Below are 24,151 nucleotides of genomic sequence, written 5' to 3'. Positions count from 1 at the left end.
CTCCCTTTTCGCCGCTTCCATTTTCCTCGCGGCCATTACCTTATTTCCTACGGAGTTTGCCTTGCGTCTGTTTCACACCTCCGACTGGCACCTTGGGCAGAACCTGCACGGCCAGGATCGCGACTTCGAACACGGCTGCTTTCTCGAGTGGCTACTGCGTCAGCTGAAGCTCGAACAGCCTGATGTGCTGTTGATTGCCGGCGATATCTTCGACACCGTCAACCCGCCGGTCAAAGCCCAGGAACGCCTGTACGACTTCATCGTCAGCGCCCATGAGCAACAACCGAAGCTGACCATCGTAATGATCGCCGGCAACCATGACTCTGGCTCGCGCATCGAATTGCCTGCGCCGTTGATGCGCCGTCTGCGCACTCACGCGCTGGGTCGGGTGCTGTGGCTGGATGACGGGCAACTTGACGCCGAACGCCTGCTGCTGCCGCTGCCGAACGCGAAAGGAAAGGTCGTGGCCTGGTGCCTCGCGCTGCCGTTCCTGCGACCTGCCGAAGTGACCGGCGCCCACTTGGGCGACAACTATTTACGCGGCATCGGCCAGGTGCACGAATGGCTGATCGAGGCGGCGAATGCCAAGCGCAAACCCGGCCAGGCACTCATCGCGATCAGTCATGCGCACATGGCTGGCGGGTCGGTCTCCGAAGACTCGGAACGCAGCCTGATCATTGGCAATGCCGAAGCATTGCCAGCCAGCCTGTTCGGCCCCAGCATCAGCTACGTCGCCCTCGGCCATTTGCACAAGCCGCAAAAGGTCAACGGCGAAGAGCGCATCCGCTACAGCGGCTCGCCGATTCCCTTGTCGTTTTCCGAAATCGGCTATCAGCATCAGATTCTCGACGTCCTGTTCGAGGGCGAAACCCTGGTGAGCGTCGAACCCAGACTCATCCCGCGCGCGGTCAACCTGCAACGCATCGGCCCTGCGCCCCTTGCGGACATCCTGCTGCAACTGGCTGACCTGCCGAACATCGACCTGCTCGCTGACATCCAGCGCCAGCCCTGGTTGGAAGTGCGAGTACGCCTTGATGAGCCACAGCCCGACCTGCGCTATCAAGTCGAAACCGCCCTGCAAGGCAAAGCCGTGCGACTGGTGCGCATCGCCGCTGAATACGCGGGCAGCGGCAGCCGTGATGGCATTGACGATGGCGCCACGTTGATCGAGCTGGATCAGCTCACGCCCCAGGAACTGTTTAGCCGTGCCTGGCAGGACAACTACGGCAGCGAGGTCGACGAGCAAACGCTGAAAGACTTTGCCGAGCTGTTGCAGGACGTGCAGATGGAGAGCGAACAGCCATGAAGATCCTCGCGATCCGCCTGAAAAACCTGGCCTCCCTGGCCGGTCCGTTTGAAATTGATTTCACCGCAGAACCCCTGGCGAGTGCTGGTTTGTTTGCGATTACCGGGCCAACGGGCGCAGGAAAAAGCACCTTGCTGGATGCCTTGTGCCTGGCGTTGTTTGGCGCGGTGCCTCGACTGAGCAATGCCCAGGTGTCTGCCAAAGCACCGGATGCTGACGGTGAAATCAGCACCGGCGACCCGCGCACACTGTTGCGTCGCGGCACAGGCGAAGGCTATGCCGAGGTCGATTTCGTGGGCATCGATGGCCGTCGCTACCGCGCTCGTTGGGAAGCCAACCGCGCGCGGGAAAAAGCCGGTGGCAAGCTGCAGGCCAGCCGTCAGAGCTTGCGCGATATCGATCAGGACCAGCTGCTGGCCAGTCAGAAAGTCGACTTCAAAACCCAGCTCGAAGCCGTTCTCGGCCTGAACTTCGAGCAGTTCACGCGGGCCGTTTTGCTCGCCCAAAGCGAGTTCAGCGCGTTCCTCAAGGCCAACGATAACGAGCGCAGCGAACTGCTGGAAAAGCTCACTGACACAGCGCTCTACACCCGTCTCGGCCGCCGCGCGTTCGACAAGAGCAAAGAAGCACGCGAAGCCCACAAACTGCTGCAGGACCAGGCCACCGGCGTCACACCGCTGCCACCTGAAGCCAGAGCCGAACTCGATGAGCGCTTCAACGAGGCTCAGCAGCAGCTCAAACTCCAGCAGGCACAACTCAAGCAACTGGAGTTGCAACACGCGTGGCTCAAAGAGTTAGGGGTGGTGCAAGACGCGCAACACAGCGCCGCCGAGCAACTGCACAGTGCGCAGCAACAATGGGAAAGTCTGGCAGGCGAACGCCTGATGCTCACGCGCCTGGAACAACTGGCCCCGCAACGGCACCAGTTCGTCCGCAAATCCGAACTCGCGACGCAGCTCACGCCGCTGGCTGCGCAGATCCGCCAGCACCTGCAACAGCAGACGGAACTGACCGCGCGCCAGGGTCAACTTGAGCAGACGCTAAGCGCAGCGCAAACCGCACGCGTCGAAGCGCAAAACCAACACGCAAGCAACGCTCCGCTACTGCGCCAGGCCTTCGAGGAACAGAGTGCCCTCGCCCGGTTGATTAAAGACGCGAGCCTCAGTGCCGATCTCAAGCAACAGGTGGAGCAAGCCTGTGCGCAAGGCCAAAGCACGATTCAAGGGTTGGTCGAGCAACAAGAGCGGGTGGCCGCTCGCCTGCAAAGCATTGCCGCGCAACTCGAACAAAGCGTCCATCTGGCACCCTTGAGCGATGCGTGGAACGCTTACCGCGATCGTTTGCAGCAGTTGATGTTGATCGGTAATCGCTTGAACAAGGGCCAGGCTGAATTGGCCGCCCTGGAGCAAAGCGCTGTCCGTGCAGCAGATGAATTGGCCACGCAAAAGCAGAGCCTTGAAGTGCTCTACAAAGAAGCCGGTGCCGAGCCCGAAGCCGTGGCCGAACAGATCCAGTTGCTGGGCAATCTGCTGCAGGACAACCGCAAGCAACTGCGTGCCTTTGAAGAGCTGTCACGTCTGTGGGCCAGTCAGCAGGATCTGGACAAGCGCGCCACCGAGCTTCAGCAGCGCCAGTCTGTCGTGCAGCACGAGCGGGATCGGCTGACCCAGGACGGGGTGAAAACCAAACACGAACTGGTTGTCGCCGAACAGACACTGACCGTCACCCGCGAGCTGCTGGAGCGTCAGCGGCTGGCCCGCAGTGCCAGCGTCGAAGAACTGCGCGAACAGCTGCAGGACGACCAGCCCTGCCCGGTCTGTGGCAGCCCGGATCATCCCTATCATCAGCCTGAAGCACTGCTGCAGAGTCTGGGTCGGCATGACGAAAGCGAGCAGGCCAACGCCCAGAAAGCCGTCGACCTGCTCAAGGAAAAGCTCACGGACTTGCGTGCGGAAGTGGGCGGCCTGATCGCCCAGCAAAAAGAACTGCTGCAGCAGCAGGAACACCTTGAGAGTCAACGTCAGAGCCTGTTGCCGGCCCTCGAAGCGCACTCGCTGTCCACACAGTTGCTGGCTAGAGACGCCAATCAGCGCGACACCTGGCTGGCACAGCAAAACGCCCAATTGAATCAGAGCATCTCCCAGGATGAGCAGCGGCAAACCGCCCTGCTGACCTTGCAGCAGGACGCCGCGCGTTTGGCGCAGCAGTTGCGCAATGCCGAAACGGCGAGCCTGCAAGCCGCTCAACACCTGAGTAACCAGCAGCGCGAACTCAGCAGTGATCGCCAGCGCCTGGATGAAGAACTGACAGCCTTCAGTACGCTGCTACCCGCTGAAACGCTGGAGGCCTTGCGCAATGAACCGGCCGCGACGTTCATGCAGTTGGACCAGCAGATCGCGCAGCGCCTGGAACAGCTCGATCAGCAACGGGATGAAATCAGCGACCAGCAGCAACGCCAGCAAGTGCTGGAGAAAGAACAGGATCGCCAGCTCACCCGCCTTCAGCAGCAGGAAACCGCGCTGGCGCAGTTCAATGCCCTCGCCGAACAGCAGCAGGCTTGCCAGCAGAAACTGGCGCAGTTACTGAGCGATCACACCAGTGCCGAACAGTGGCAGCAGCAACTCGATCTTGCCGTCGAGCAGGCGCGCAACGCCGAAACGACGGCCCATCAGGAACTGCAAACCGTGCGCACGCAGCTGGTGCAATTGGCCGCGGAGCTCAAGGCCCACCAGGAACGCCTCTCGGCCCTGGAAACCGAGGATCGCGAGCTGGGCAGCAAGATTGCGGATTGGCGAGCGCTGCATCCGGAGCTCGACGACGGCGGTCTGGAGACCTTGCTAAGCGTCGACGATCAGCACGTCAGTGAGTTGCGGCAACGCTTGCAGCAAAGCGAAAAAGCCATCGAGCAAGCCAAGGTGTTGCTGCTGGAGCGGGATCAGCGTCTGCTGAGTCATCAGGCGCAGCACAACGGCAATCTCGACGCTGAACAACTGGCCAATGCGCTGGCGGACCTGCAGACCCAATTCACCGCCAGCGAGCATCGATGTGCGGAGTTGCGCGCAGAACAGGCCGAAGACCAGCGTCGGCAAAACGCCAATCAGGCACTGGCCAAACAGATCGACACGGCCTACGCCGAGTTCCAGCGCTGGGCGCGGTTGAGTGCCTTGATCGGCTCGGCCACGGGCGACACCTTCCGCAAGATTGCCCAGGCCTACAACCTCGATTTGCTGGTGCACCACGCCAACGTGCAGCTGCGCCAATTGGTCCGCCGCTATCGCCTGAAACGCGGCGGCAGCATGCTCGGTTTACTGGTGATGGATACCGAGATGGGCGACGAATTGCGCTCGGTGCATTCACTCTCGGGCGGCGAGACGTTCCTGGTGTCGCTGGCGCTGGCCTTGGGGCTGGCATCGATGGCGTCGAGCACGTTGAAGATCGAATCGTTGTTCATCGACGAAGGCTTCGGCAGCCTTGACCCCGAATCCCTGCAACTGGCGATGGACGCCCTCGATGGTCTGCAGGCCCAGGGTCGCAAGGTCGCGGTGATCTCTCACGTTCAGGAAATGCATGAACGGATTCCCGTGCAGATCCAGGTCCACCGTCAGGGCAATGGCCTGAGTACGCTGGAGGTGAAATGAATACGCTGTATTCCTTCCGCCGCTGCCCTTACGCCATGCGCACACGGATGGCCCTGCGTTACTCGGGGGTTGCCGTGGACATTGTCGAAGTGAGCCTGAGGGCCAAACCCGCCGAGATGCTCGCGCTGTCGAGCAAAGGCACGGTGCCGGTCCTCAGCGTTGATGGCGAGGTGATCGATGAAAGCCTGTCGATCATGCGCTGGGCGCTGGCGCAGAACGATCCGCAGGACTGGCTGCTCAAGGACGATCCGGCGGGCCAGGCGCAGATCGACGCGTTGATTGAAGAGAATGATCAGGTGTTCAAGGTGCACCTCCATCGCTACAAGTACGCCGAGCGCTACCCTGAACAGCCGATGGAGGTGTATCGCGCCGAGGGCGAGGTGTTCCTGCGCAAGCTCGATGGGTTGCTGGCAAGACGGGATTACTTGCTGGCCGGGCACCCGAGTCTGGCGGACGTGGCGCTGATGCCGTTTGTGCGGCAGTTCGCCCACGTGGATCGCGAGTGGTTTGCGCAGACGCCTTATGCGCGATTGCAGACGTGGTTGCAGCAGTGGCTCGATTCAGACCTGTTTACATCCATCATGAACAAATAACCCCTGTAGGAGCTGCCGAAGGCTGCGATCTTTTGATCTTTAGATCGCTAAAAACAGGATCAAAAGATCGCAGCCTTCGGCAGCTCCTACAGGGTAGTTTCACGCCAATACTTCACACATCTGCAACGCCGAGCAATCCACCTGGAACGGTCCGAAAAAATCACCCTGGCGTTTCATCGGTGGATTGCCAGCCAACATGCCCAGCGCTTTAGCCGTCTGAATGTTGTGCGCCATGTTGTGATTGGCTTCGATGGACCGCGCCACCGCACCTGCCGAACCTTGCCCGAACCCCAACAACGAAGCGCCATTGGTCATGAACGCCAAAATGGCGAGCACCCAGAATTTGTGCCCTTTCATGCGCCGGCAACTCCCAAACGCTCAGCCTCATCGACCAACGCGTTTTGCGTGCGGTGTTCGAACTGGATACCGGGATGGGCCACTTGAATGGGTGCATCGAAGGTCTGTTGCGACTGAGGCGACAGGCTGACGATCAGTACCATGGCCACGTAGAGAGCGATGGCCAGGTAAGCGCCGTGTTTGGCTGAGGTGAGGATTGCGCTGGCCATGGTGTTCTCCGTGGGCATGTTTCAGAGCCCACAGAATCGTTGAAAAACACCGCGACGACCAACAAGGCTTATCTATAGTGACTATCAGTTTCGTTGATCGTGAACTCCTGGAGCTGCACAGGAGTATGTGCCATGGAACACAGTATTTACGGGGCCCACAAACGCGTTATGCAGGAGCGACATCACTCATGGCTTCTCGACGCAAAGGCTATCGAGCTGTCAAAAGTGACTTCGCTCCTGCATAAAAAGTGCAGGGCCGGAATTTCAGGCTTGGGTTTTGTGATCCAGGGCAGCGTGGAAGTTGGCGCTCTGTTGCAGGTATTTCGGGGTGTAGCTTTGAGTGTGGGATTTTTTGCTGCTGATCTCGACGCTGGCACTGGTTGGCAGAGCTACGGTGGCAGAGATAGCGGACGCGGCGATGATGGAGAACAGATTGAAGTTCATGGCGGTATTCCTCGAAGTCAGTTGGCTTGCTTGCCCGGTGGGGCCGTGAAGCAAACTTAACCTTCGAAGGTGATCGCCTTGAAATGCTTTGTAGCACTTCCACATATCAGTCTCATTGATAGAAGGATGCAGGCCCCATCAACCGGGGCCTGCGGCCTATTGACGCACCAGGAATTTGATATCGCTGGGCGCGTCCATGGGTAGCTTTTGCACGGTCTTGCCCAACAAACCGGTTTTGGCATCGCGTTCGACCACGACAATCTGATTGCTCTTCTGATTGGCAATCAGCAAAAACCTGCCACTTGGGTCGAGGCTGAACTCACGCGGGTGATCACCTTCTACCGAGCGACGCTGCAACTCCTTGAGGTGGCCGGTCGCCGGATCGATGGCAAACACCAACAGTTGATTGGCAGTCCCACGGTTACTGACATACAGGAACTTGCCATCTGTCGAAGCATGCAGCGCGGCAGCAGCTTTGTCCGAGACCGGCTGACCCGCCGCCAGGTCGACCATTTGCGTCTGCTCGAGCTTGCCGTCCTGGTAATCGAACACAGCGACCTGCGCGCTCATTTCCATCGTCAGCCAGGCATGCTTGCCATCCGCGCTGAACAGCAAATGTCGCGGTCCACTGCCCGGTGGCAGCTGAACCGACGCCGGGGTGGCGGCGGTCAAGGGCAGTTGCGGATTGGCCTTGGGATCGAAGCGATAGACAAACACCTTGTCCGCCCCCAGGTCATTGGAAAACACAAAGCGGCCGTCCGGCGACGAGATCGTCGAATGCACATGCGCTGACATCTGCCGCTCAGGATTGACCCGACTGGACGGATGGCTGCTCATCTGCACCACCGGTTTGAGCGTGCCATCGGCGCTGACGGGCACGACTGCCAGGGTGCCACCGGGATCTTCCGCGACTGAATAGTTGCTGACGAACAGGTGACTGGCGTCAGCACTCAGGCTCGAATGCGTGGGCTCGTTGCCCAGGCTCTGAACCTGGTTGATCAGGCTCAATTGGTAGGACCTGGGATCGATCGAATAGCTGCTGACGCGCCCTACCGGATCAGCTTGTCCCGGACCGTTTTCGTTGACCACGAACAGACGCTGCTGATCCTTGGACAGGGTGAGCCAGGACGGGTTTTCGGTCTTGATCACTTGCAAGGGATTGGAGTCGATCTGCCCCGTGGCGCTGTCGAAATTCAGCCGATAGATGCCCTGACTCTGGCCGGCGGTGTAGGACCCGACCAGCAATTGGAAATCATCGGCCGGCGCTGCCTGAACACCCATCGCGCCGACGCTGCCGGCGATCAACAGTGGCCAGAAATTACGCATCCTCATTCCCTTCGTCCTCGTCGTCATCACCGCCGATCGCCGTCATGCAGACCAGTCGATGTTCGCCGGAGTCACCATTGATCACCCAGCTCTGCAAGGTGGGGTCGAACGTGGCGGCCTCAATCTGCGCCGGGGTGAATTCCCAGTGTTTGGCCGCACGGCCGTCCATGCACTCGATGTGCAGGTTGTCGAACTCGTCGAGCGAGAATTCAAAGGCGTGCAGGCCGTCGATTTCAACCATGTCGCAGTGTTCGAGGGTGTTGAGCAAGGTATCGTTTGCGGCAGTCATGGCAGTCAATCTTTGAAAGAGGAAAGACGCAATGATAGCTCAATGTGGGGTGTGGCATTGCGCATGCCACCCCGACCAAAGATCACACACATTTCCTGTAGGAGCTGCCGCAGGCTGCGATCTTTTGATCTGGATTTTCTTGAAACCGTCCAGAAAAAGATCAAAAGATCGCAGCCTGCGGCAGCTCCTACAGGGATAGGTCAGAGCGCGTCTCGTGACGGTTTGCCATCCACGAGGCGTTGAATGCCCAGCGGATTGGCATTCTTCAACGCATCCGGCAGCAAACTGTCAGGGTAGTTCTGGAAACACACCGGACGCAGGAAACGGTCGATCGCCAAGGTGCCGACCGACGTACCACGGGCATCGGACGTTGCCGGATACGGCCCGCCATGGACCATCGAATCGCAGACCTCCACACCGGTCGGATAACCATTGAGCAGGATGCGTCCCACCTTTTGTTCCAGCAGCGGCGTCAATTCGGCGAACTGCTCGAAGTCTTCCGGCTCGCCAATGAGGGTCGCTGTCAGCTGCCCGTGCAGGCCGTCAAGTGCAGCGCTTAGTTGCGCCTGATCCGCGACTTCGACGAACACCGTGGTCGGACCGAACACCTCTTCCTGCAACACCGCATCGCCGTGGATCAACAAATCCGCGTCCGCCTTGAAGAGTTGCGGCTGCGCCTGATTGCCCTGTTGCGACTGGCCGGCCAGGTGCTCGATTGACGGGTGCGCGAGCAGCTTCTGCAACCCTTTGCCATAACTGCTGAGCGTGCCGGCGTTGAGCATGGTTTGCGCCGGTTGGTCATTGATCAACCCCGCTACCTGTTGCACGAACGCGCTGAATTGCGGCGAACGAATGCCGATTACCAGACCGGGGTTGGTACAGAATTGACCACAGCCTTGAACCACTGAAGCGGTGAGGTCGCGGGCGATGGTCTCGGCCCGCGCTTGCAGCGCCTGCGGCAAGATAACAACCGGGTTGATGCTCGACATCTCGGCGAACACCGGGATGGGTTGTGCACGGGCTGCGGCCATGTCGCACAAGGCACGACCACCCTTCAATGAACCGGTAAAACCGACGGCCTGAATCGCCGAATGTTTGACCAGCGCTTCACCGACCCCGCCGCCGTAAATCATGTTGAAAACGCCCGCCGGCATACCGGTTTTTTCCGCTGCGCGAATGATCGCATCAGCGACGGATTCGGCGGTGGCCATGTGACCGCTGTGCGCCTTGAACACCACCGGGCAACCGGCGGCCAATGCAGATGCCGTGTCGCCGCCGGCGGTGGAAAATGCCAGCGGGAAATTGCTCGCGCCGAACACCGCCACCGGACCGAGGCCAATACGGTACTGGCGCAAATCGGGACGGGGCAGCGGTTTGCGATCCAGCAGTGCCTGATCGATCCGGGCTCCATAAAAGTCGCCGCGACGCAGCACGTTGGCGAACAGGCGCATTTGTCCGCTGGTACGGCCACGCTCACCTTGAATGCGTGGCGCGGGCAACGCGGTTTCGCGGCAGACCAGAGCGACGAAATCATCGCCCAGGGCGTCCAGTTCATCGGCAATCCCATCGAGGAATTGCGCGCGGCGTTCTGCACTCAGACGCCGATAGGCCGGATACGCGGCGGCAGCTGCCTTCGCCGCCGCGTCGACCTCTTCCGGTGTTGCCTGATAGAAGTCATGAGGTAACGCCTCGCCGGTACTGGCGTCGACGCTCTGGAGTGTGAGGGTGCCGGCAGCGCTGCGCTGCCCGCCGATGTAGTTATGACCAAGAATCCGGGACATGCATGTCTCCTCAAAGTGTGCCGACGGTGCCGGGCTCAAACGCTGCTTCGACGGGCTTGATGCCGTTGATCAGCGGCGCACCGAATTCGGCCTGGCTGATTTCGAACAGATCACCCGGTCGGGTGCGAATGCCCTCGGCAAAGGACAGGGTGGCGGTGCCGAAGAAGTGAATGTGCACATCCCCCGGCCGCAGGAACTGGCTGTATTTGAAATGGTGGTACTCGAGGTTTTCCAGGCTGTGGCACATGTTCGCCTCGCCGCTGAGAAACTCGTTCTGCCACAACACTTCGCCGTCGCGCAGAATGCGGCTGGTGCCCGCCAGGTGTTGCGGCAGTTCACCCACCCGAAGCTCCGGCCCGTAGCTGCAGCTGCGCAATTTTGAATGCGCCAGATAGAGGTAGTTCTTGCGTTCCATGACGTGGTCGGAAAACTCGTTGCCCACGGCATAACCGAGGCGATAGGGCCTGGCGTCGGGGCCGATGACGTACAAACCACTGAGCTCCGGCTCTTCCCCGGCATCTTCAGCGAACGGCGGCAGTGGAAACGGATGGCCAGGGCGCACAACGATGCTGCCGTCACCCTTATAGAACCATTCCGGCTGTACACCCGCCTGCCCTGCTGCCGGTTTTCCGCCCTCCACGCCCCATTTGAAGATGCGCATGGTGTCGGTCATCGCGGTTTCGTCGCCGATCTGCTGATGCATCTTGTCCCGAGCCGAGGCGCTGCCCAAGTGGGTCAGGCCAGTGCCGCTGACCAGCATGTGCGCCGGGTCCGGGTGATCCAGCGGTGGCAGGATGCGACATTGGGCCAGCAGGTCTGCATAGTCATGACTGATGCCCAGCCCCAGTGCCTGAACCTGTTGCTCAAGATTGATACCGGCCTCAATGGCCGCCAACGCCAGGTCGCGAACCGTGCGTGCATCCTGCACCTCCCGTACCAGTCCCTCCTCGACCACGCCAACCCGGCGCTCGCCGTTAATCAATTCGAACTGAACCAAACGCATGGTTTTCTCCTTCAACAATTTTTCATGAGCACCGAACAATACGGTGGGAGCTTGCCTGCAAGCGATGGCGGCGGCAGATCAGACACTGATGTGTCAGACAGATTGCTATCGCCAGCAGGCTAGCTCCCACAGTGGTCGGTGGTGCCTTCGGATTCGGCTCAGGTCCGCGTCGCACCCCGTGCGCTGGCCGCGAATTGGTCAGCCGGCAGCACGTGTTTGCGCTCCAGCAAGCGGTAGACCACGCCCGTCAACACCAGCCCGAAGACCATCACGCCGGACAGGAAATACAGCCCAGACGCGAGATTCCCGGTGTATTCCTTCAGCGCACCGATGACGAACGGACCGATGTAGCCGCCCAGGTTGCCCACCGAGTTGATCAAGGCGATACCCGCCGCCGCACTGGCGCCGGCGAAGAAGCGACCCGGCAAGGTCCAGAACACGGCGGTGCACGAGAACAGCGCGAACGCCACCAGGCACAGCGCCGCCAATTGCGCCATCGGCATCGTCAGCCAGGCGCTGAAGAACAGACCAATCGCGCCCAATACATAGAGCACCGCGAGATGACCGTAGCGATCATTCAGTCGGTCGGAGCTGCGCGGGATGATCAACAAGCCAATGATCCCGAAAATGTACGGCACCGCTGACACGAACCCGGTCGTCAGGTCGCTGCCGCCAAATTGCTTGATCAGCGTCGGCAGCCACAGCCCGAGCCCATAAATGCTCAAGGTCACTGGCAGATAGAACAGCGCCAGCAGCAACACCCGTTTGTCCTTGAGGGCATGCAACGGATTGCCGTGGCGGGTCTGGCCGTATTCCTGAAGATCCTTTTGCAGTTCGCCGGTCAGCCAGTCCTTCTCGGCCTGGTCCATCCATTTGACCTGTTGCGGACCGTCCGGCAGCCAGCGCAGCACCGGCCAGGTCAGCAGGATCGCCGGGGTGCCGATGACGATGAACAGCCATTGCCAACCATGCAGACCGAGGGTGCCGTCCATGCCGAGCAAACCGCCGGACACGGGGCCGGTGATCATCATTGCGATGGGTTGCGAGAGGATAAACAGCCCCAGGATCTTGCCGCGATGGCGAACCGGGAACCATTGGGTGATGTAGTAGAGAACGCCCGGAAAGAACCCGGCTTCGGCGGCGCCGAGCAGGAAGCGCATGACATAGAAACTGTGCGGGCCCTGAACGAAAGCCATGCCGATGGTGATCGCGCCCCAGGTCACCATGATCCGCGCAAACCAGCGCCGCGCGCCGAAGCGTTCGAGCATCAGGTTGCTGGGAATCTCCAGCAGGAAGTAACCAATGAAGAACAGTCCGGCGCCTAGTCCATAGGCAGCGTCGCCGATGCCGATGTCCGCGCCCATGTGCAGCTTGGCGAACCCTACGGCGGAGCGATCCACATAGGCGATCAGGTACAGCAGGATCAGGAAGGGAATCAGTTTCAGCGTGATGCGACGTATCAGCCGCAGTTCCTGGCTCATGAGATCGGTCTCCGATTGTTGTTATAGAACCTCGGGGGACGCCTCTCGCAGAAAACCGCCAGGGCAATCCCTCCGTTGCGACCGACTATATAGTATTACTATTTACTCAACAACACTTCCAAACATTCGATTTTGCGCTTATGTTATCCATCAGCTCGAACAATATAGTCATACAATAAGAGAATCGATCATGTCTGATAAAAAACCCAACCTGCGCTCTGCCCAATGGTTCGGCACGGCTGACAAGAACGGCTTCATGTACCGCAGCTGGATGAAGAATCAGGGCATTGCCGACCATCAGTTTCACGGCAAGCCGATCATCGGCATTTGCAATACCTGGTCGGAACTGACTCCGTGTAACGCGCATTTCCGCCAAATCGCGGAGCACGTCAAACGTGGGGTGATCGAGGCCGGCGGCTGGCCGGTTGAGTTCCCGGTGTTTTCCAATGGCGAATCGAATCTGCGTCCGACCGCCATGTTCACGCGAAATCTGACGAGCATGGATGTGGAGGAAGCGATTCGCGGCAACCCGATTGATGGCGTCGTGCTGTTGACCGGCTGCGACAAAACCACGCCTGCCCTGTTGATGGGCGCAGCCAGTTGCGACGTGCCGGCTATCGTCGTCACCGGCGGGCCGATGCTCAACGGCAAGCACAAGGGTCAGGACATCGGTTCCGGCACCGTGGTATGGCAGCTCAGTGAGCAGGTCAAGGCGGGCACCATCACCCTCGATGACTTCCTCGCGGCCGAGGGTGGCATGTCCCGTTCGGCGGGCACCTGCAACACCATGGGCACCGCCTCGACCATGGCCTGCATGGCTGAAGCGCTGGGCACTTCCCTGCCCCACAACGCGGCTATTCCAGCGGTTGACGCACGCCGTTATGTGTTGGCGCACATGTCCGGCATGCGTGCGGTAGAGATGGTTCGCGAAGACTTGAAGTTGTCGAAAATCCTCACCAAGGAAGCATTCGAAAACGCCATCCGCGTCAACGCCGCCATCGGTGGCTCGACCAATGCCGTTATCCACCTCAAAGCCATTGCTGGCCGTATCGGTGTGGACCTGGAGCTGGATGACTGGACCCGCATGGGTCGAGGCATGCCGACCATCGTCGACCTGCAACCGTCCGGTCGCTTCCTCATGGAAGAGTTCTACTACGCCGGGGGCTTGCCAGCCGTACTGCGCCGCCTCGGTGAAGCCAATCTGATTCCCCATCCGAACGCCTTGACCGTCAACGGCAAATCCATTGGTGAAAACACCAGGGACGCACCGATCTATGGCCAGGACGAGGTCATTCGCACACTCGACAATCCGATCCGCGCCGACGGGGGCATCTGTGTGCTGCGCGGCAACCTGGCGCCGCTCGGTGCCGTCCTCAAACCGTCCGCCGCCAGCGCTGAGCTGATGCAGCACCGCGGTCGTGCGGTGGTGTTCGAGAACTTCGACATGTACAAGGCACGGATCAACGATCCGGAGCTGGACGTGGACGCGAACTCGATACTGGTCATGAAAAACTGCGGCCCGAAGGGATATCCGGGCATGGCTGAAGTCGGCAACATGGGCTTGCCGGCCAAGCTGTTAGCGCAAGGTATCACGGACATGGTGCGCATCTCAGATGCGCGCATGAGCGGCACGGCCTACGGCACGGTGGTGCTGCATGTCGCCCCGGAGGCGGCTGCCGGCGGGCCTTTGGCGACGGTGAAGGAAGGTGACTGGATCGAACTCGATTGTGCCAATGGACGCCTGCACCTGGATATTCCGGATGCGGAACTCGCGGCACGCATGGCGGATCTGCAACCACCGCAGCAACTGATCGTGGGCGGTTATCGTCAGCTGTACATCGATCATGTACTGCAAGCGGATCAGGGCTGTGACTTCGACTTCCTGGTCGGATGCCGAGGAGCCGAAGTACCCCGCCACTCGCATTAAGCGCAAAAAATCACAGCCTGCGGCAGCTCCCACATTGGAATGCATTCCCCCTGTGGGAGCCAGCCTGCTGGCGATTACGGTCTGTCAGTCGATACCGATATGGCCTGACACACCGCTAATCGCTAGCAGGCCAGCTACCACATTTGGTTTGTGTATCCACCTCAAGATTGTGTCTCGCCTGTTATGATGCGCGGCATCTCCATCCCACAGGATCGCGCCGTTCCCCATGGATTACCGCAAACCCTCCGACCGCAAAAGCATGCACTCGCGCATCGTCCAGGAACTGGGCATGCAGATCGTTTCCGGGCGATTCAAACCGGACGACAAACTGCCCGCCGAAGCCCTGTTGTGCGAAGAGTACGCGGTCAGCCGACCGGTGCTGCGCGAAGCCACGCGGGTACTGGTTGCCAAGGGCCTGGTGTATTCCCGTCCGCGCGTCGGCACGGTGGTCAAGCAGCGCAAGGAATGGCACATGCTCGACCCGGACGTGTTGCACTGGCTGATGCAAAGCAGTCCGCAAAATGAATTCTTCGATCTGCTGACCAGTGTGCGCAGCATCATCGAACCCGCCGCGGCCGCCCTGGCCGCCCAGTTCGCCACCGAGGCAGACATCGCCTCCATCGGTGAAGCCTATCAACGCATGGAGGCCGCGCCGACGCCCGAAGCCCTGCTGCAACCGGACCTGGATTTCCATAGCCGAATTGCCGATGCCACGCACAATGATCTACTGGCCAACCTGTGCAACATGCTCTCGGTGGCAATTGCCGAAGCGCTGAAGCATTCCAACCAGCGACCGAACTTGCACGAACTGGCATTGCCACGGCACAAGGCGATCCTGACCGCCATCGAAAACCGCGACGCCCTCGGCGCACGGCATGCGACGCTGGTGCAGCTGGATGATGCGCGTAGTGCGCTGAATGTGGTGCTCGGCAGCGATCACCCGTAAAAGAAAATTCAAAAGATCGCAGCCTCGCTTCGCTCGACAGCTCCTACAGAGGATTCGCATTCCCACGTAGGAGCTGTCGAGTGAAACGAGGCTGCGATCTTTTGCTCGTCGAGTTAAAACCGCGCCACAGGATTCGGATTCCCGCGTAGGAGCTGTCGAGTGAAACGAGGCTGCGATCTTTTGATCGTCGAATAAAAACCGCACCACAGGATTCGCACTCCCACGTAGGAGCTGTCGAGTGAAACGAGGCTGCGATCTTTTGATCTTCGAATAAAAAAAAGCCGCAACCCTGAGGTTGCGGCTTTCGTGTTTCAGCAAAGGATCAGTGAGCAAACAGCGAATTGCCCTTCTGCCCCGCCAGTTTCTCCGGCTTGATCAGGAACCGTGCCAGCGCCGGCAACAGCCACAGTGCACCGAACATGTTCCACAGCAGCATGAAGGTCAGCATCAGGCCCATGTCGGCCTGGAACTTGATCGCCGAGAAGATCCAGGTGCACACGCCGATCGCCAGGCACAGGCCGGTGAACAGTACGGCTTTACCGGTGGATTTCAGCGTCTGGTAGTACGCTTCTTGCAGCGGTAGACCGGCACGCAGAAAGCTTTCCAGACGGCTGTAGATATAGATGCCGTAGTCCACGCCAATCCCGACACCCAATGCCACGACCGGCAAGGTCGCCACCTTCACGCCGATGCCCATGAACGCCATCAGCGCGTTGCCGAGTACCGAGGTCAGCACCAGCGGCAGCACGATGCACAAGGTCGCAGCCCAGGAACGGAAGGTGATCATGCACATGGTCGCAACACAGATGTACACCAGGATCAGGATGGTCAGCTCGGATTCCTTGATCACCTCGTTGGTCGCCGCCTCGATCCCGGCGTTACCGGCTGCGAGGATGAATTCCAGGCCGTCCTTGTTGTTCTCCTTGGCGAAGTCCTGCACCGCGTGAACCGCTCGGTCCAGGGTCGCGGCCTTGTGGTCGTTGAGGAACACCAGTACCGGAGCCAGCGAGCAACTGTTGTTGTACAGGCCATCTGCACGGGCGATGGAGTTGTTCAACACATCGGGGTTACGCGACAGGGTTTCCCATTTCAGGTTGCCCTCGTTCATGCCCTTGATCATCTGCTTGGACACGGTCACCAGCGAGATCGCCGACTGCACGCCCTCGGTGTTCTGCATCTTCCACATCAGTTCGTCGATGGGCGCCATGGCTTCGTAACGCGAACAACCCTCGGCTTTGGTCTTGACCATCACCACCAATACGTCAGAGCTGGTGGAGTAATTGCTGATGATGAAGTTGTTGTCCTTGTTGTAACGCGAGTCCGGACGCAGCTCCGGAGCACCCTGGTCCAGGTCACCAATTTTCAGGTTCTGGCTGTACCAGAGGCCGCCACCGAAAGCGATCAGTGCCAGGGCAATCGACACCGGGGCGACTTTCGGGCTGGCGAAGTTCGACAGCAGACGCCAGAACGGATGCTCGCGCACCGCGTCCTTCTTGCTGCGCTCCACGGCGCGCTTGCTGATGCCGACATAGGAAATCGCCACCGGCAACAGGATCAGGTTGGTGAACACGATCACCGCCACGCCGATGGACGCGCCGATGGCCAGTTCACGAATCACGCCAATGTCGATGATCAACAGGGTAATGAAGCCCACCGCATCCGCGAGGATCGCAATCATCCCCGGCAGGAACAACTGGCGGAAAGTCCGTCGTGCGGCGGTCAGTGCGTTGTCCGCCTCGCTGGACTGCAAGGCGATACCGTTGATTTTCTGTACGCCGTGGGAAATACCGATGGCGAAAATCAGGAACGGCACCAGCATCGAATAGGGATCGAGTCCGAAGCCGAAAAAGTGCATCAAGCCGAGTTGCCAGACCACCGCCACCAGCGTGGTACTGAGTACCGCCACGGTGCTGCGCATGCAGTTGGTAAACCAGTACAGCAGGATCAGGGTGATCACGAAGGCGATGCCGAAGAACATCACCACCATGACCAGACCATCAATCAGGTCGCCTACCTTCTTGGCGAAACCGACGATGTGGATCTTGATGTTGGGGTTCTGTTTTTCGAACTTGTCGCGGATCTTGTCTTCGAGCTCATGAGAGAACTTGCGATAATCCAGGGCCAGTAATTTGCCTTGGTCCTGCGGGTCCGGGTAGGACTCCAGCAATGGAATATCGACAATGCTCGACTTGAAGTCGTTGGACACCAGCCGTCCGACTTGCCCGGACTTGAGTACGTTGTTACGCAGCAGATCGAGGCTTTCCTGCGAACCGTTATAGCTCTGCGGGATCACTTCACCGCCGGCGAAGCCTTCTTCCGTCACCTCGGTCCAGCGTACGCTCGGACTCCACAGCGACTTGAGACCGGAGCGGTCGACACCCGAAATGTAGAACACTTCATCGTTGATCTGACGCAGGGTCTCCATGTATTCCTTGGAGAAAATGTCGCCGTCGGTGGCTTCAACCGAGATCCGTACCGTGTTGCCCAGGTTCGCCAGGTCGTTGCGGTGCTCCATCATCTTTTGAATGAAGGGATGTTCCAGCGGGATCATTTTTTCGAAGCTGGTGGACGGACGAATCAGCGTCGCCTGCCAGAAAAGGAAAATACTGACCAGCAGGCAGATCGTGATCACTGCCGGGCGGTTGTTGAAAATCAGGCGCTCGAGAAATGTCGCCTTGTCTTGGTGATGGCTGCTTAGGGATGTCATAGACCCGCCTTCTTATTATGTGCCCGGCTCATTTGCCCAACTCGGCGCCCGATGGCGAAGTAGCGCGAACGCCGCCCTGTCCTGCCAGAATCAGATTTCCGTTGCCTGCGGCAGTGACGGCCGACACGGAAATGCGATCCGCACGGTTGAACACGCTGAAGGTTTCGCCGTTGTCGCTGCTGCGGACCACCGAGCCACCGTTGCCGACGATCACGATTGAACCATCATCGAGTAGCGTTGCTCCCGACAGGCCAAACTCCAGCGCGCCACGGGTTGCCTTGAGTTCAACCGGCTCCCAGGTGGTGCCGAAATCGGTGGAGCGGAACAGGTTGCCGCGCAATCCGTAAGCCAACAGGGTATTGGCTTGAGCCGTGCCGATTACGCCGAACAGAGAGCCTTCGTACGGGCCTTCGAGTTTTTCCCAGGTCTGACCCCAGTCGGCAGAACGGAACATGCTGCCCTGCTCTCCGACGATGAACAGCCCGGCATCCTTGACGGCCGCGATGCCGTTGAGGTGAAACTGGTCTTCGTTATCGAGGCGGTCGCTGGCGTCTTCCCAGTGCTTGCCGCCATCGGTGGTTTCCAGCAATGCGCCGTAGGCACCCACGGCAAAGCCGCTGTTGGCGTCCTTGAACCAGACGTCAAGCAGCGGCGCTTCGCGTTTCAAATCTTCGTATTGCTTGGTCCAGGTGACGCCTCCGTCCTCACTGGCGAGGATCTGCGCGTCATGGCCGACGGCCCAGCCGTATTTGTCGTCGACGAAAAATACCGATGTCAGCAGTTGCCGGGTGGGCACCTTCGCTTGGGTCCAGGTGGCGCCCTGGTCATCGGAATACAGGATGTGCCCACGATCACCGACGGCCACCAGCCGCTTGCCGGCGTGCACGACATCGAGCATCAGGCTTTTGCTGGCCTTGGCGGATTCAACGGAATAGACAACGTCGGATGCCGGCGCGGCCGCGGCCAGCACAGGAGCCGACAACATGGCAGTGCCCAACAGCGAGAGCGCTGTAGCCAGCAACGCGAATTTGCGTAATGCCGGCGGGCGGCAGATACCCACACCCATGACAGGCTCACTCATAGACCTTCCCCCATTATTATTGTTAGGTCGTTCAACCTTTCAGGGCGCCGTAAGGTTGTTCATCCTGATCGGCTTTCTGGAGCATAGTCCTGAAATGCGCAATCTAGAGCCCCTTCGGAAGCTGGCTTATCCTATCGGTGTTTGGAAAGGTCTGACAATCGACGCCACGTTATCTTTTGTTAACTGGCGGGATAAGGGCTGGAGGTGAATGAGGGGGTATTCGGAGGGGTGATCGTGGATGCTTTTGAGTACACATTCCCCTTTAGGAAGTGCGTAAGGGCTGCGTAGGAACGCCCTCTATAGGAACCCTGTAGGCGCTGTCGAGTGAAACGAGGCTGCGATCTTTTGATCTTTTCTTTAAAAGCATTCGTCGGTACAACGAGTTGATGATTACTATCGCCGCGCGTCGCTGTCCAGCGGGGGCTTAATTTGGGGGTTATTTCGCGCCTGCACGACTATAAGGAAAACACATGTCGACACTGGTCTATTACGTCGCTGCCACTCTGGATGGTTATATTGCCACTCAACAACACAAACTGGATTGGCTGGAGAACTTTGCGCTAGGGGATGACGCAACGGCCTATGATGATTTTTATCAGACGGTCGGAGCAGTGATCATGGGGTCGCAGACCTATGAATGGATCATGTCGAACGCTCCCGATGACTGGCCCTACCAGGACGTACCCGCCTTTGTCATGAGCAACCGGAATTTGTCAGCGCCCTCCAATCTGAATATCACCTTCGTACACGGTGATGCCGGAGCCATTGCGGCCACGGCCAGACAAGCAGCGAATGGCAAGAATGTCTGGCTGGTCGGTGGCGGCAAAACGGCAGCCTGTTTTGCAGACGCCGGGGAATTGCAGCAGTTGCTCATCACCACCATCCCGATCTTTCTCGGCAGCGGCGTTCCCGTACTGCCCGTTGACCGCGCGCTTGAAGTCAGTTTCAGTAAACAACGAACGCTGCAGAGCGGCGCAATGGAATGCGTTCTGGACGTGAAGTCGGATTAACGCCCGCAAGACGATCATGTACCGAATCTTGCAGCATCGGCCCTCAAGGGAAGAAACCATTGAAGCGTTTGGTATTAAGTTTCGGAAGCTGGCTCATCGTACACATTCCCTTGTAGGAAATGCGTAACGGCTATGCAGGGGCACTGTAGGAGCTGTCGAGTGAAACGAGGCTGCGATCTTTTGACTTTCGCTTTATAAAAAACACAGATCAAAAGATCGCAGCCTCGTTTCACTCGACAGCTCCTACAGTGTTCTTACGGTGCTGCTACAGGCTGTCAGGCCAGGCTTTTGCTGACCACTTCGAAGACATCGCTCGACAGCTGACCCGAAGCCCGAATCCGCTCCAGCTCACCTTTCATCAACGCCTGACGAGCGTCGTCGTATTTGCGCCAGCGAGTCAGCGGCGCCAGTTGACGGGAAGCAATCTGAGGATTGAACCCGTTCAGCTCGATCACCAGGTCCGCCAGGAAGCGATACCCCGAACCATCCGCCGCATGGAAGTTGATCAGGTTCTGCCCGGCAAACGCGCCCACCAATGCCCGCACCTTGTTCGGGTTCTTCATGTTGAACGCCGGATGCTGCATCAGCTGACGCACCCGCTCCAGGCCACCTGGTAGTGTGCTGCCAGCCTGAACGCTGAACCACTGATCCATGACCAGCGGATTGTCCTTGAAGTGCTCGGCAAAACTGGCCAGCGCCTTGGCTTTCTCTTCGTCGAACGGCGAATTGACCAACACCGCCAGCGCCGTCAGGCGTTCGGTCATGTTGTCGCTGAACTCGAACTGTTCAAGAGTCGCTGCCAGGACTTCCGGTTTTTCGCTGAGCATCAGGTATGACAGCGCAATGTTCTGCAGCGCGCGACGAGCAAAGTGCTCGGCCTCGGCCATATAAGGCGTCTTTTTCGACAGGTCGCGATTGGCCTGATAACGCAGCCATAGCGGTTCGAACAGGTTGTCCGCCAATTGCTCGCGAGCAAACTCGCGGGCGATGTGGATGGCGTCAACATCAGCAACCTCGCTGATTTCCGTCAGATACGCTTCACCCGGCAGCGAGAGCATTTCCGCGACCATGGCCTGGTCCAGCGTTTCATCAGTCAGCACCGAATGCAGGGCGGTGATCAGACGTTGATCCAGCACCAGCTTCTCACCCTTCTGGTGATCGGTGATCAGCTCTTGCAGCACTTGAACCGACAGTTGCTGGCCGGCGTCCCAACGATTGAAACCGTCAGTGTCGTGCTGCATGAGGAACATCAATTGATCGCGGCTGTACGGGAAGCTCAGCTTTACCGGTGCCGAGAAGCCGCGCAGCAACGACGGCAGCGGCTGTTGCGCAACGTCAACGAAGGTGAACGTCTGCTCGGCTTCGGTCACCGAAATCACTCGCGAAGTGCCCTGGGCGCTGGCCTCACCTTGCAAGCGCAGGGCGAGTTCGCCGCCCTTGCTGTCCAGCAGGCCCAGCTCGACCGGGATCACGAACGGCAGCTTCTCAACCTTGTCCGGGGTCGCCGGGCAGCTTTGGCGGAAGGTCAGGCTGTAGGTTTTCGCGGCGGCGTCATAGGCCTCGCTCACCGCCAGCCGTGGCGTGCCGGCCTGGCTGTACCACCGTTTGAATTGGGTCAGGTCGACACCATTGGCGTCTTCCATGGCTTTGATGAAGTCGTCGCAGGTCACGGCCTGGCCGTCATGGCGATCAAAATACAGATCGCTGCCTTTGCGGAAGCCTTCGGTACCGAGCAAGGTGTGGATCATGCGGACCACTTCCGAGCCCTTCTCATACACGGTCAGGGTGTAGAAGTTGGAGATCTCGATGAAGCTGTCCGGGCGCACGGCGTGGGCCATCGGGCCAGCGTCCTCGGCGAACTGGTGGGTCCGCAGGTAAGCCACGTCCTGGATGCGCTTGACCGTGGCCGAGTTCATGTCGGCGGAGAAACCGGAATCACGGAACACCGTAAAACCTTCCTTGAGCGACAGCTGGAACCAGTCGCGGCAGGTCACGCGGTTACCCGACCAGTTGTGGAAGTATTCGTGGGCGACGATCGCCTCGACCCGCTGGTGAGCGGCGTCGGTGGCGGTCTCTGCCTTGGCCAGCACGGCGCTGGAGTTGAAGATATTGAGGCCCTTGTTCTCCATGGCGCCCATGTTGAAGTCGTTCACGGCGACGATCATGAAGATGTCCAGGTCGTACTCGCGGCCGTACACCTCTTCGTCCCAGCGCATGGATTTCTTCAGGCTGTTCATGGCGTGCTGGCACTTGTCGATGTTTTCCGGCTCGACGTAGATGCGCAGCGCCACGGAACGCTCGGTCATGGTGGTGAAGGTGTCTTCGACGCACCAAAGATCACCGGCCACCAGCGCAAACAGGTATGCCGGTTTCATGAACGGGTCTTCCCAGGTTGCCCAGTGCCGGCCTTCTTCGCCCGGGCCTGAGGCAATCGGGTTGCCGTTGGACAGCAACACCGGGTAGCTGTGCTGCTCGGCAACCACCGTGGTGGTGAACTTGCTCATCACGTCCGGGCGGTCGAGGTAATAGGTGATCTTGCGGAAGCCTTCAGCCTCGCACTGGGTGCAGAACATGCCGCTGGACTTGTACAGGCCTTCCAGCGCGGTATTGGTTTCCGGGTGGATCCTGACACTGGTGTCGACCGTGAACGTGGTGCTGGTCGGGTGCAGGGTCAGGTAGTTCTCAGTCAACTGGTAGTCAGTTTCGCTCAGCGCTACATCACCGAGGTTCACCGACAGCAATTCAAGCTGCTGGCCATCCAGCACCAGTGGCGGCAAGCCCGGGCCACGCTCGGGATTGCGGCGCATCACCAGTTGCGCATGGACCAGGCTGTGGTCCTCGAACAACTCGAAGGTCAGGTGCGTCTCGTCGATCAGGTACTCGGGCGCCTGATAGTCCTTCAGGTAGATCATCTTCGGTTGTTCGGTGCGCATGCTGGAGTCCTTACTGATGCACGGCGAGCTGGTAAGCCGTGTATTTACGAATATTGATGACGCCGGTGTCGAAGATCAGGTACTGGCCCTTGATCCCCAGCAGCGTGCCTTCGGCAATCGGGTTCTTGTCCAGATTGAAGCTGACGATCTTGGCCGGGTACTGCTCGACCGGGTAGCGGATTTCAATCGGTTCGACATCGGCAATGGTCTGGATCGCCTGCAGTCCGAATCGTTCCTGCAAACCTTGCAAACCTTCGGCGCAGCTGTCGAACAACTGATCGCGAACGGCTGCCAGGTCCACCGAAACCGCTTCGCCCTTGAGTAAAGCACGCCAGTTGGTCTTGTCCGCCACCTGGCTGCGAAACAGGTCCTCGACGAAACCCGATTGCTGACGCGTCGACACGCGCATGATCGGCAACGCCTGACGGGCGCCCTGATCGATCCAGCGCGTTGGCAGCTGCGTAGCGCGAGTAATACCGACTTTCACGCCCGACGAGTTGGACAGGTACACGATGTGGTCGGTCATGCAGAACGTCTGGCCCCACTCGGGCTCCCGGCAGGTGCCGGCGTCGAAGTGGCAACGCTCAGGGCTCATGATGCAGATATCGCACTGCGCCAGTTTGGTCATGCACGGGTAGCAATAACCCTGGCTGAAACTGGTTTTGGTCTTGCGTCCGCAATGGGAGCAATGGATCGCCCCCAGGTATTCCAGGCGCACTGTGGTCCCGATCAATGGATTGACCGGTACCTCGACATCATCCAGACGAAACGCGTACTGCACGTCCGGTCCGTCAAGGCGTGCCGACATTTTGCTGATTGCACCGCGGCCAATCTCGATCAATGGATGGCATCCGACTTGAACAGGATATTAGGCACTTCAATCGACTTGGAGCTGCACTCCTGAGGACCCATGTAGCCGGTGCGCTCTTCTTCGGGCAGGTTCTTGATTTCCCAGGCGATCATTGCCTGCAACGACAGTTCGCGCTGTTCGGCGGTGAGTTTGCCACCGTCGGACCATTTACCGATTTCCACCGCCAGTTTCAGGCTCTGGTAGATGTCGGGGGTGATGTTCTTGATCATTTCGTTAAAAGAGGACATTGGGTCTCCGCGCTCTTGAATC

The 24,151-nt window shown here is 59.3% G+C and carries 19 protein-coding genes; 6 read left to right on the top strand and 13 right to left on the bottom strand.

All coding sequences use genetic code 11. The features are described from left to right. Positions 1-61: 61 nt before the first annotated feature. The 3 genes from ACA063_RS13800 to ACA063_RS13790 are packed head-to-tail and all read left to right on the top strand — an operon-like array spanning position 62 to position 5,537. Positions 62-1,306 carry an exonuclease SbcCD subunit D C-terminal domain-containing protein gene (locus ACA063_RS13800; protein ID WP_497666316.1) on the top strand — a complete coding sequence of 415 codons (1,245 nt, stop codon included), beginning with the start codon at positions 62-64 and terminating at the stop codon, positions 1,304-1,306. After that, the gene (locus tag ACA063_RS13795) at positions 1,303-4,944 is read left to right on the top strand and encodes an AAA family ATPase (RefSeq protein WP_497666315.1); all 3,642 of its coding nucleotides are present in this window, start codon (positions 1,303-1,305) and stop codon (positions 4,942-4,944) included. The genes ACA063_RS13800 and ACA063_RS13795 overlap by 4 nt, the downstream gene beginning before the upstream one ends. After that, on the top strand, positions 4,941-5,537 hold the full coding sequence (locus ACA063_RS13790; protein WP_497666314.1) for a glutathione S-transferase: 597 nt from the start codon (positions 4,941-4,943) through the stop codon (positions 5,535-5,537). The genes ACA063_RS13795 and ACA063_RS13790 overlap by 4 nt, the downstream gene beginning before the upstream one ends. A 99-nt stretch (positions 5,538-5,636) precedes the next feature. On the opposite strand, the gene ACA063_RS13785 is transcribed toward ACA063_RS13790, so the two are convergent. From ACA063_RS13785 to ACA063_RS13750, 8 genes are all read right to left on the bottom strand, one after another. Beyond that, on the bottom strand, positions 5,637-5,894 hold the full coding sequence (locus tag ACA063_RS13785; RefSeq protein WP_497666313.1) for a hypothetical protein: 258 nt from the start codon (positions 5,892-5,894) through the stop codon (positions 5,637-5,639). Next, positions 5,891-6,103 (bottom strand): hypothetical protein, encoded by a 213-nt coding sequence (locus ACA063_RS13780; RefSeq protein ID WP_497666312.1) that lies wholly within the window; start codon positions 6,101-6,103, stop codon positions 5,891-5,893. Before ACA063_RS13780 ends, ACA063_RS13785 begins: the two co-directional genes overlap by 4 nt. 264 nt (positions 6,104-6,367) lie before the next feature. Continuing rightward, positions 6,368-6,547, bottom strand: a complete 180-nt coding sequence (locus ACA063_RS13775; RefSeq protein WP_162436755.1) for a hypothetical protein — start codon at positions 6,545-6,547, stop codon at positions 6,368-6,370. Between the two features lie 156 nt (positions 6,548-6,703). Further along, on the bottom strand, positions 6,704-7,873 hold the full coding sequence (locus ACA063_RS13770) for a lactonase family protein (protein WP_497666524.1): 1,170 nt from the start codon (positions 7,871-7,873) through the stop codon (positions 6,704-6,706). Then, positions 7,866-8,162 carry a DUF5629 family protein gene (locus ACA063_RS13765; protein ID WP_497666311.1) on the bottom strand — a complete coding sequence of 99 codons (297 nt, stop codon included), beginning with the start codon at positions 8,160-8,162 and terminating at the stop codon, positions 7,866-7,868. Before ACA063_RS13765 ends, ACA063_RS13770 begins: the two co-directional genes overlap by 8 nt. 200 nt (positions 8,163-8,362) lie before the next feature. After that, complete coding sequence (locus tag ACA063_RS13760) at positions 8,363-9,943, bottom strand: aldehyde dehydrogenase (NADP(+)) (protein ID WP_497666310.1); 1,581 nt, start codon at positions 9,941-9,943, stop codon at positions 8,363-8,365. 10 nt (positions 9,944-9,953) lie between these two features. Then, a complete protein-coding gene (gene araD1 / locus ACA063_RS13755) occupies positions 9,954-10,946 on the bottom strand; it encodes an AraD1 family protein (RefSeq protein WP_497666309.1) in 993 nt (330 codons plus the stop codon). A gap of 158 nt (positions 10,947-11,104) precedes the next feature. Next, entirely contained in the window at positions 11,105-12,427 is a 1,323-nt protein-coding gene (locus tag ACA063_RS13750; protein ID WP_497666308.1) for an MFS transporter, read from the bottom strand. Positions 12,428-12,617: 190 nt separating this feature from the next. Here ACA063_RS13750 and ACA063_RS13745 point away from each other — a divergent pair, with 190 nt between their 5' ends. Both ACA063_RS13745 and ACA063_RS13740 read left to right on the top strand, forming a co-directional pair. Beyond that, the gene (locus ACA063_RS13745) at positions 12,618-14,354 is read left to right on the top strand and encodes an IlvD/Edd family dehydratase (RefSeq protein ID WP_497666307.1); all 1,737 of its coding nucleotides are present in this window, start codon (positions 12,618-12,620) and stop codon (positions 14,352-14,354) included. 226 nt (positions 14,355-14,580) lie between these two features. Then, the gene (locus ACA063_RS13740; protein WP_497666306.1) at positions 14,581-15,300 is read left to right on the top strand and encodes a FadR/GntR family transcriptional regulator; all 720 of its coding nucleotides are present in this window, start codon (positions 14,581-14,583) and stop codon (positions 15,298-15,300) included. 322 nt (positions 15,301-15,622) lie between these two features. Here the strand turns inward: ACA063_RS13740 and ACA063_RS13735 are convergent, their stop codons facing one another. Beyond that, on the bottom strand, positions 15,623-18,007 hold the full coding sequence (locus tag ACA063_RS13735; RefSeq protein WP_162436763.1) for an efflux RND transporter permease subunit: 2,385 nt from the start codon (positions 18,005-18,007) through the stop codon (positions 15,623-15,625). A 28-nt stretch (positions 18,008-18,035) separates the two neighbouring features. Then, positions 18,036-19,088: a WD40/YVTN/BNR-like repeat-containing protein gene (locus ACA063_RS13730; RefSeq protein ID WP_497666305.1), complete on the bottom strand. Its 1,053-nt coding sequence runs from the start codon at positions 19,086-19,088 to the stop codon at positions 18,036-18,038. A gap of 470 nt (positions 19,089-19,558) precedes the next feature. On the opposite strand from ACA063_RS13730, the gene ACA063_RS13725 reads away from it, so the two are divergent. Continuing rightward, positions 19,559-20,098, top strand: coding sequence for a dihydrofolate reductase family protein (locus ACA063_RS13725; RefSeq protein WP_497666304.1), 540 nt, complete (start codon positions 19,559-19,561; stop codon positions 20,096-20,098). A 275-nt stretch (positions 20,099-20,373) separates the two neighbouring features. Here the strand turns inward: ACA063_RS13725 and pepN are convergent, their stop codons facing one another. Genes pepN through ACA063_RS13710 form a run of 3 tightly spaced genes read right to left on the bottom strand, consistent with a single transcriptional unit; the run spans position 20,374 to position 24,129 of the window. Further along, positions 20,374-23,031 carry an aminopeptidase N gene (gene pepN, locus ACA063_RS13720; RefSeq protein ID WP_497666303.1) on the bottom strand — a complete coding sequence of 886 codons (2,658 nt, stop codon included), beginning with the start codon at positions 23,029-23,031 and terminating at the stop codon, positions 20,374-20,376. 10 nt (positions 23,032-23,041) lie between these two features. Further along, positions 23,042-23,872 (bottom strand): DUF2797 domain-containing protein, encoded by an 831-nt coding sequence (locus ACA063_RS13715; protein WP_497666302.1) that lies wholly within the window; start codon positions 23,870-23,872, stop codon positions 23,042-23,044. Next, positions 23,869-24,129: a YeaC family protein gene (locus ACA063_RS13710; RefSeq protein WP_194693256.1), complete on the bottom strand. Its 261-nt coding sequence runs from the start codon at positions 24,127-24,129 to the stop codon at positions 23,869-23,871. Before ACA063_RS13710 ends, ACA063_RS13715 begins: the two co-directional genes overlap by 4 nt. Between the last annotated feature and the right edge of the window lie 22 nt (positions 24,130-24,151).

The organism is Pseudomonas sp. LBUM1643 (assembly GCF_059716215.1).
The sequence above is the reverse complement of the archived record's forward strand: the minus strand, read 5'-3'. Positions and strand labels throughout refer to the sequence as shown.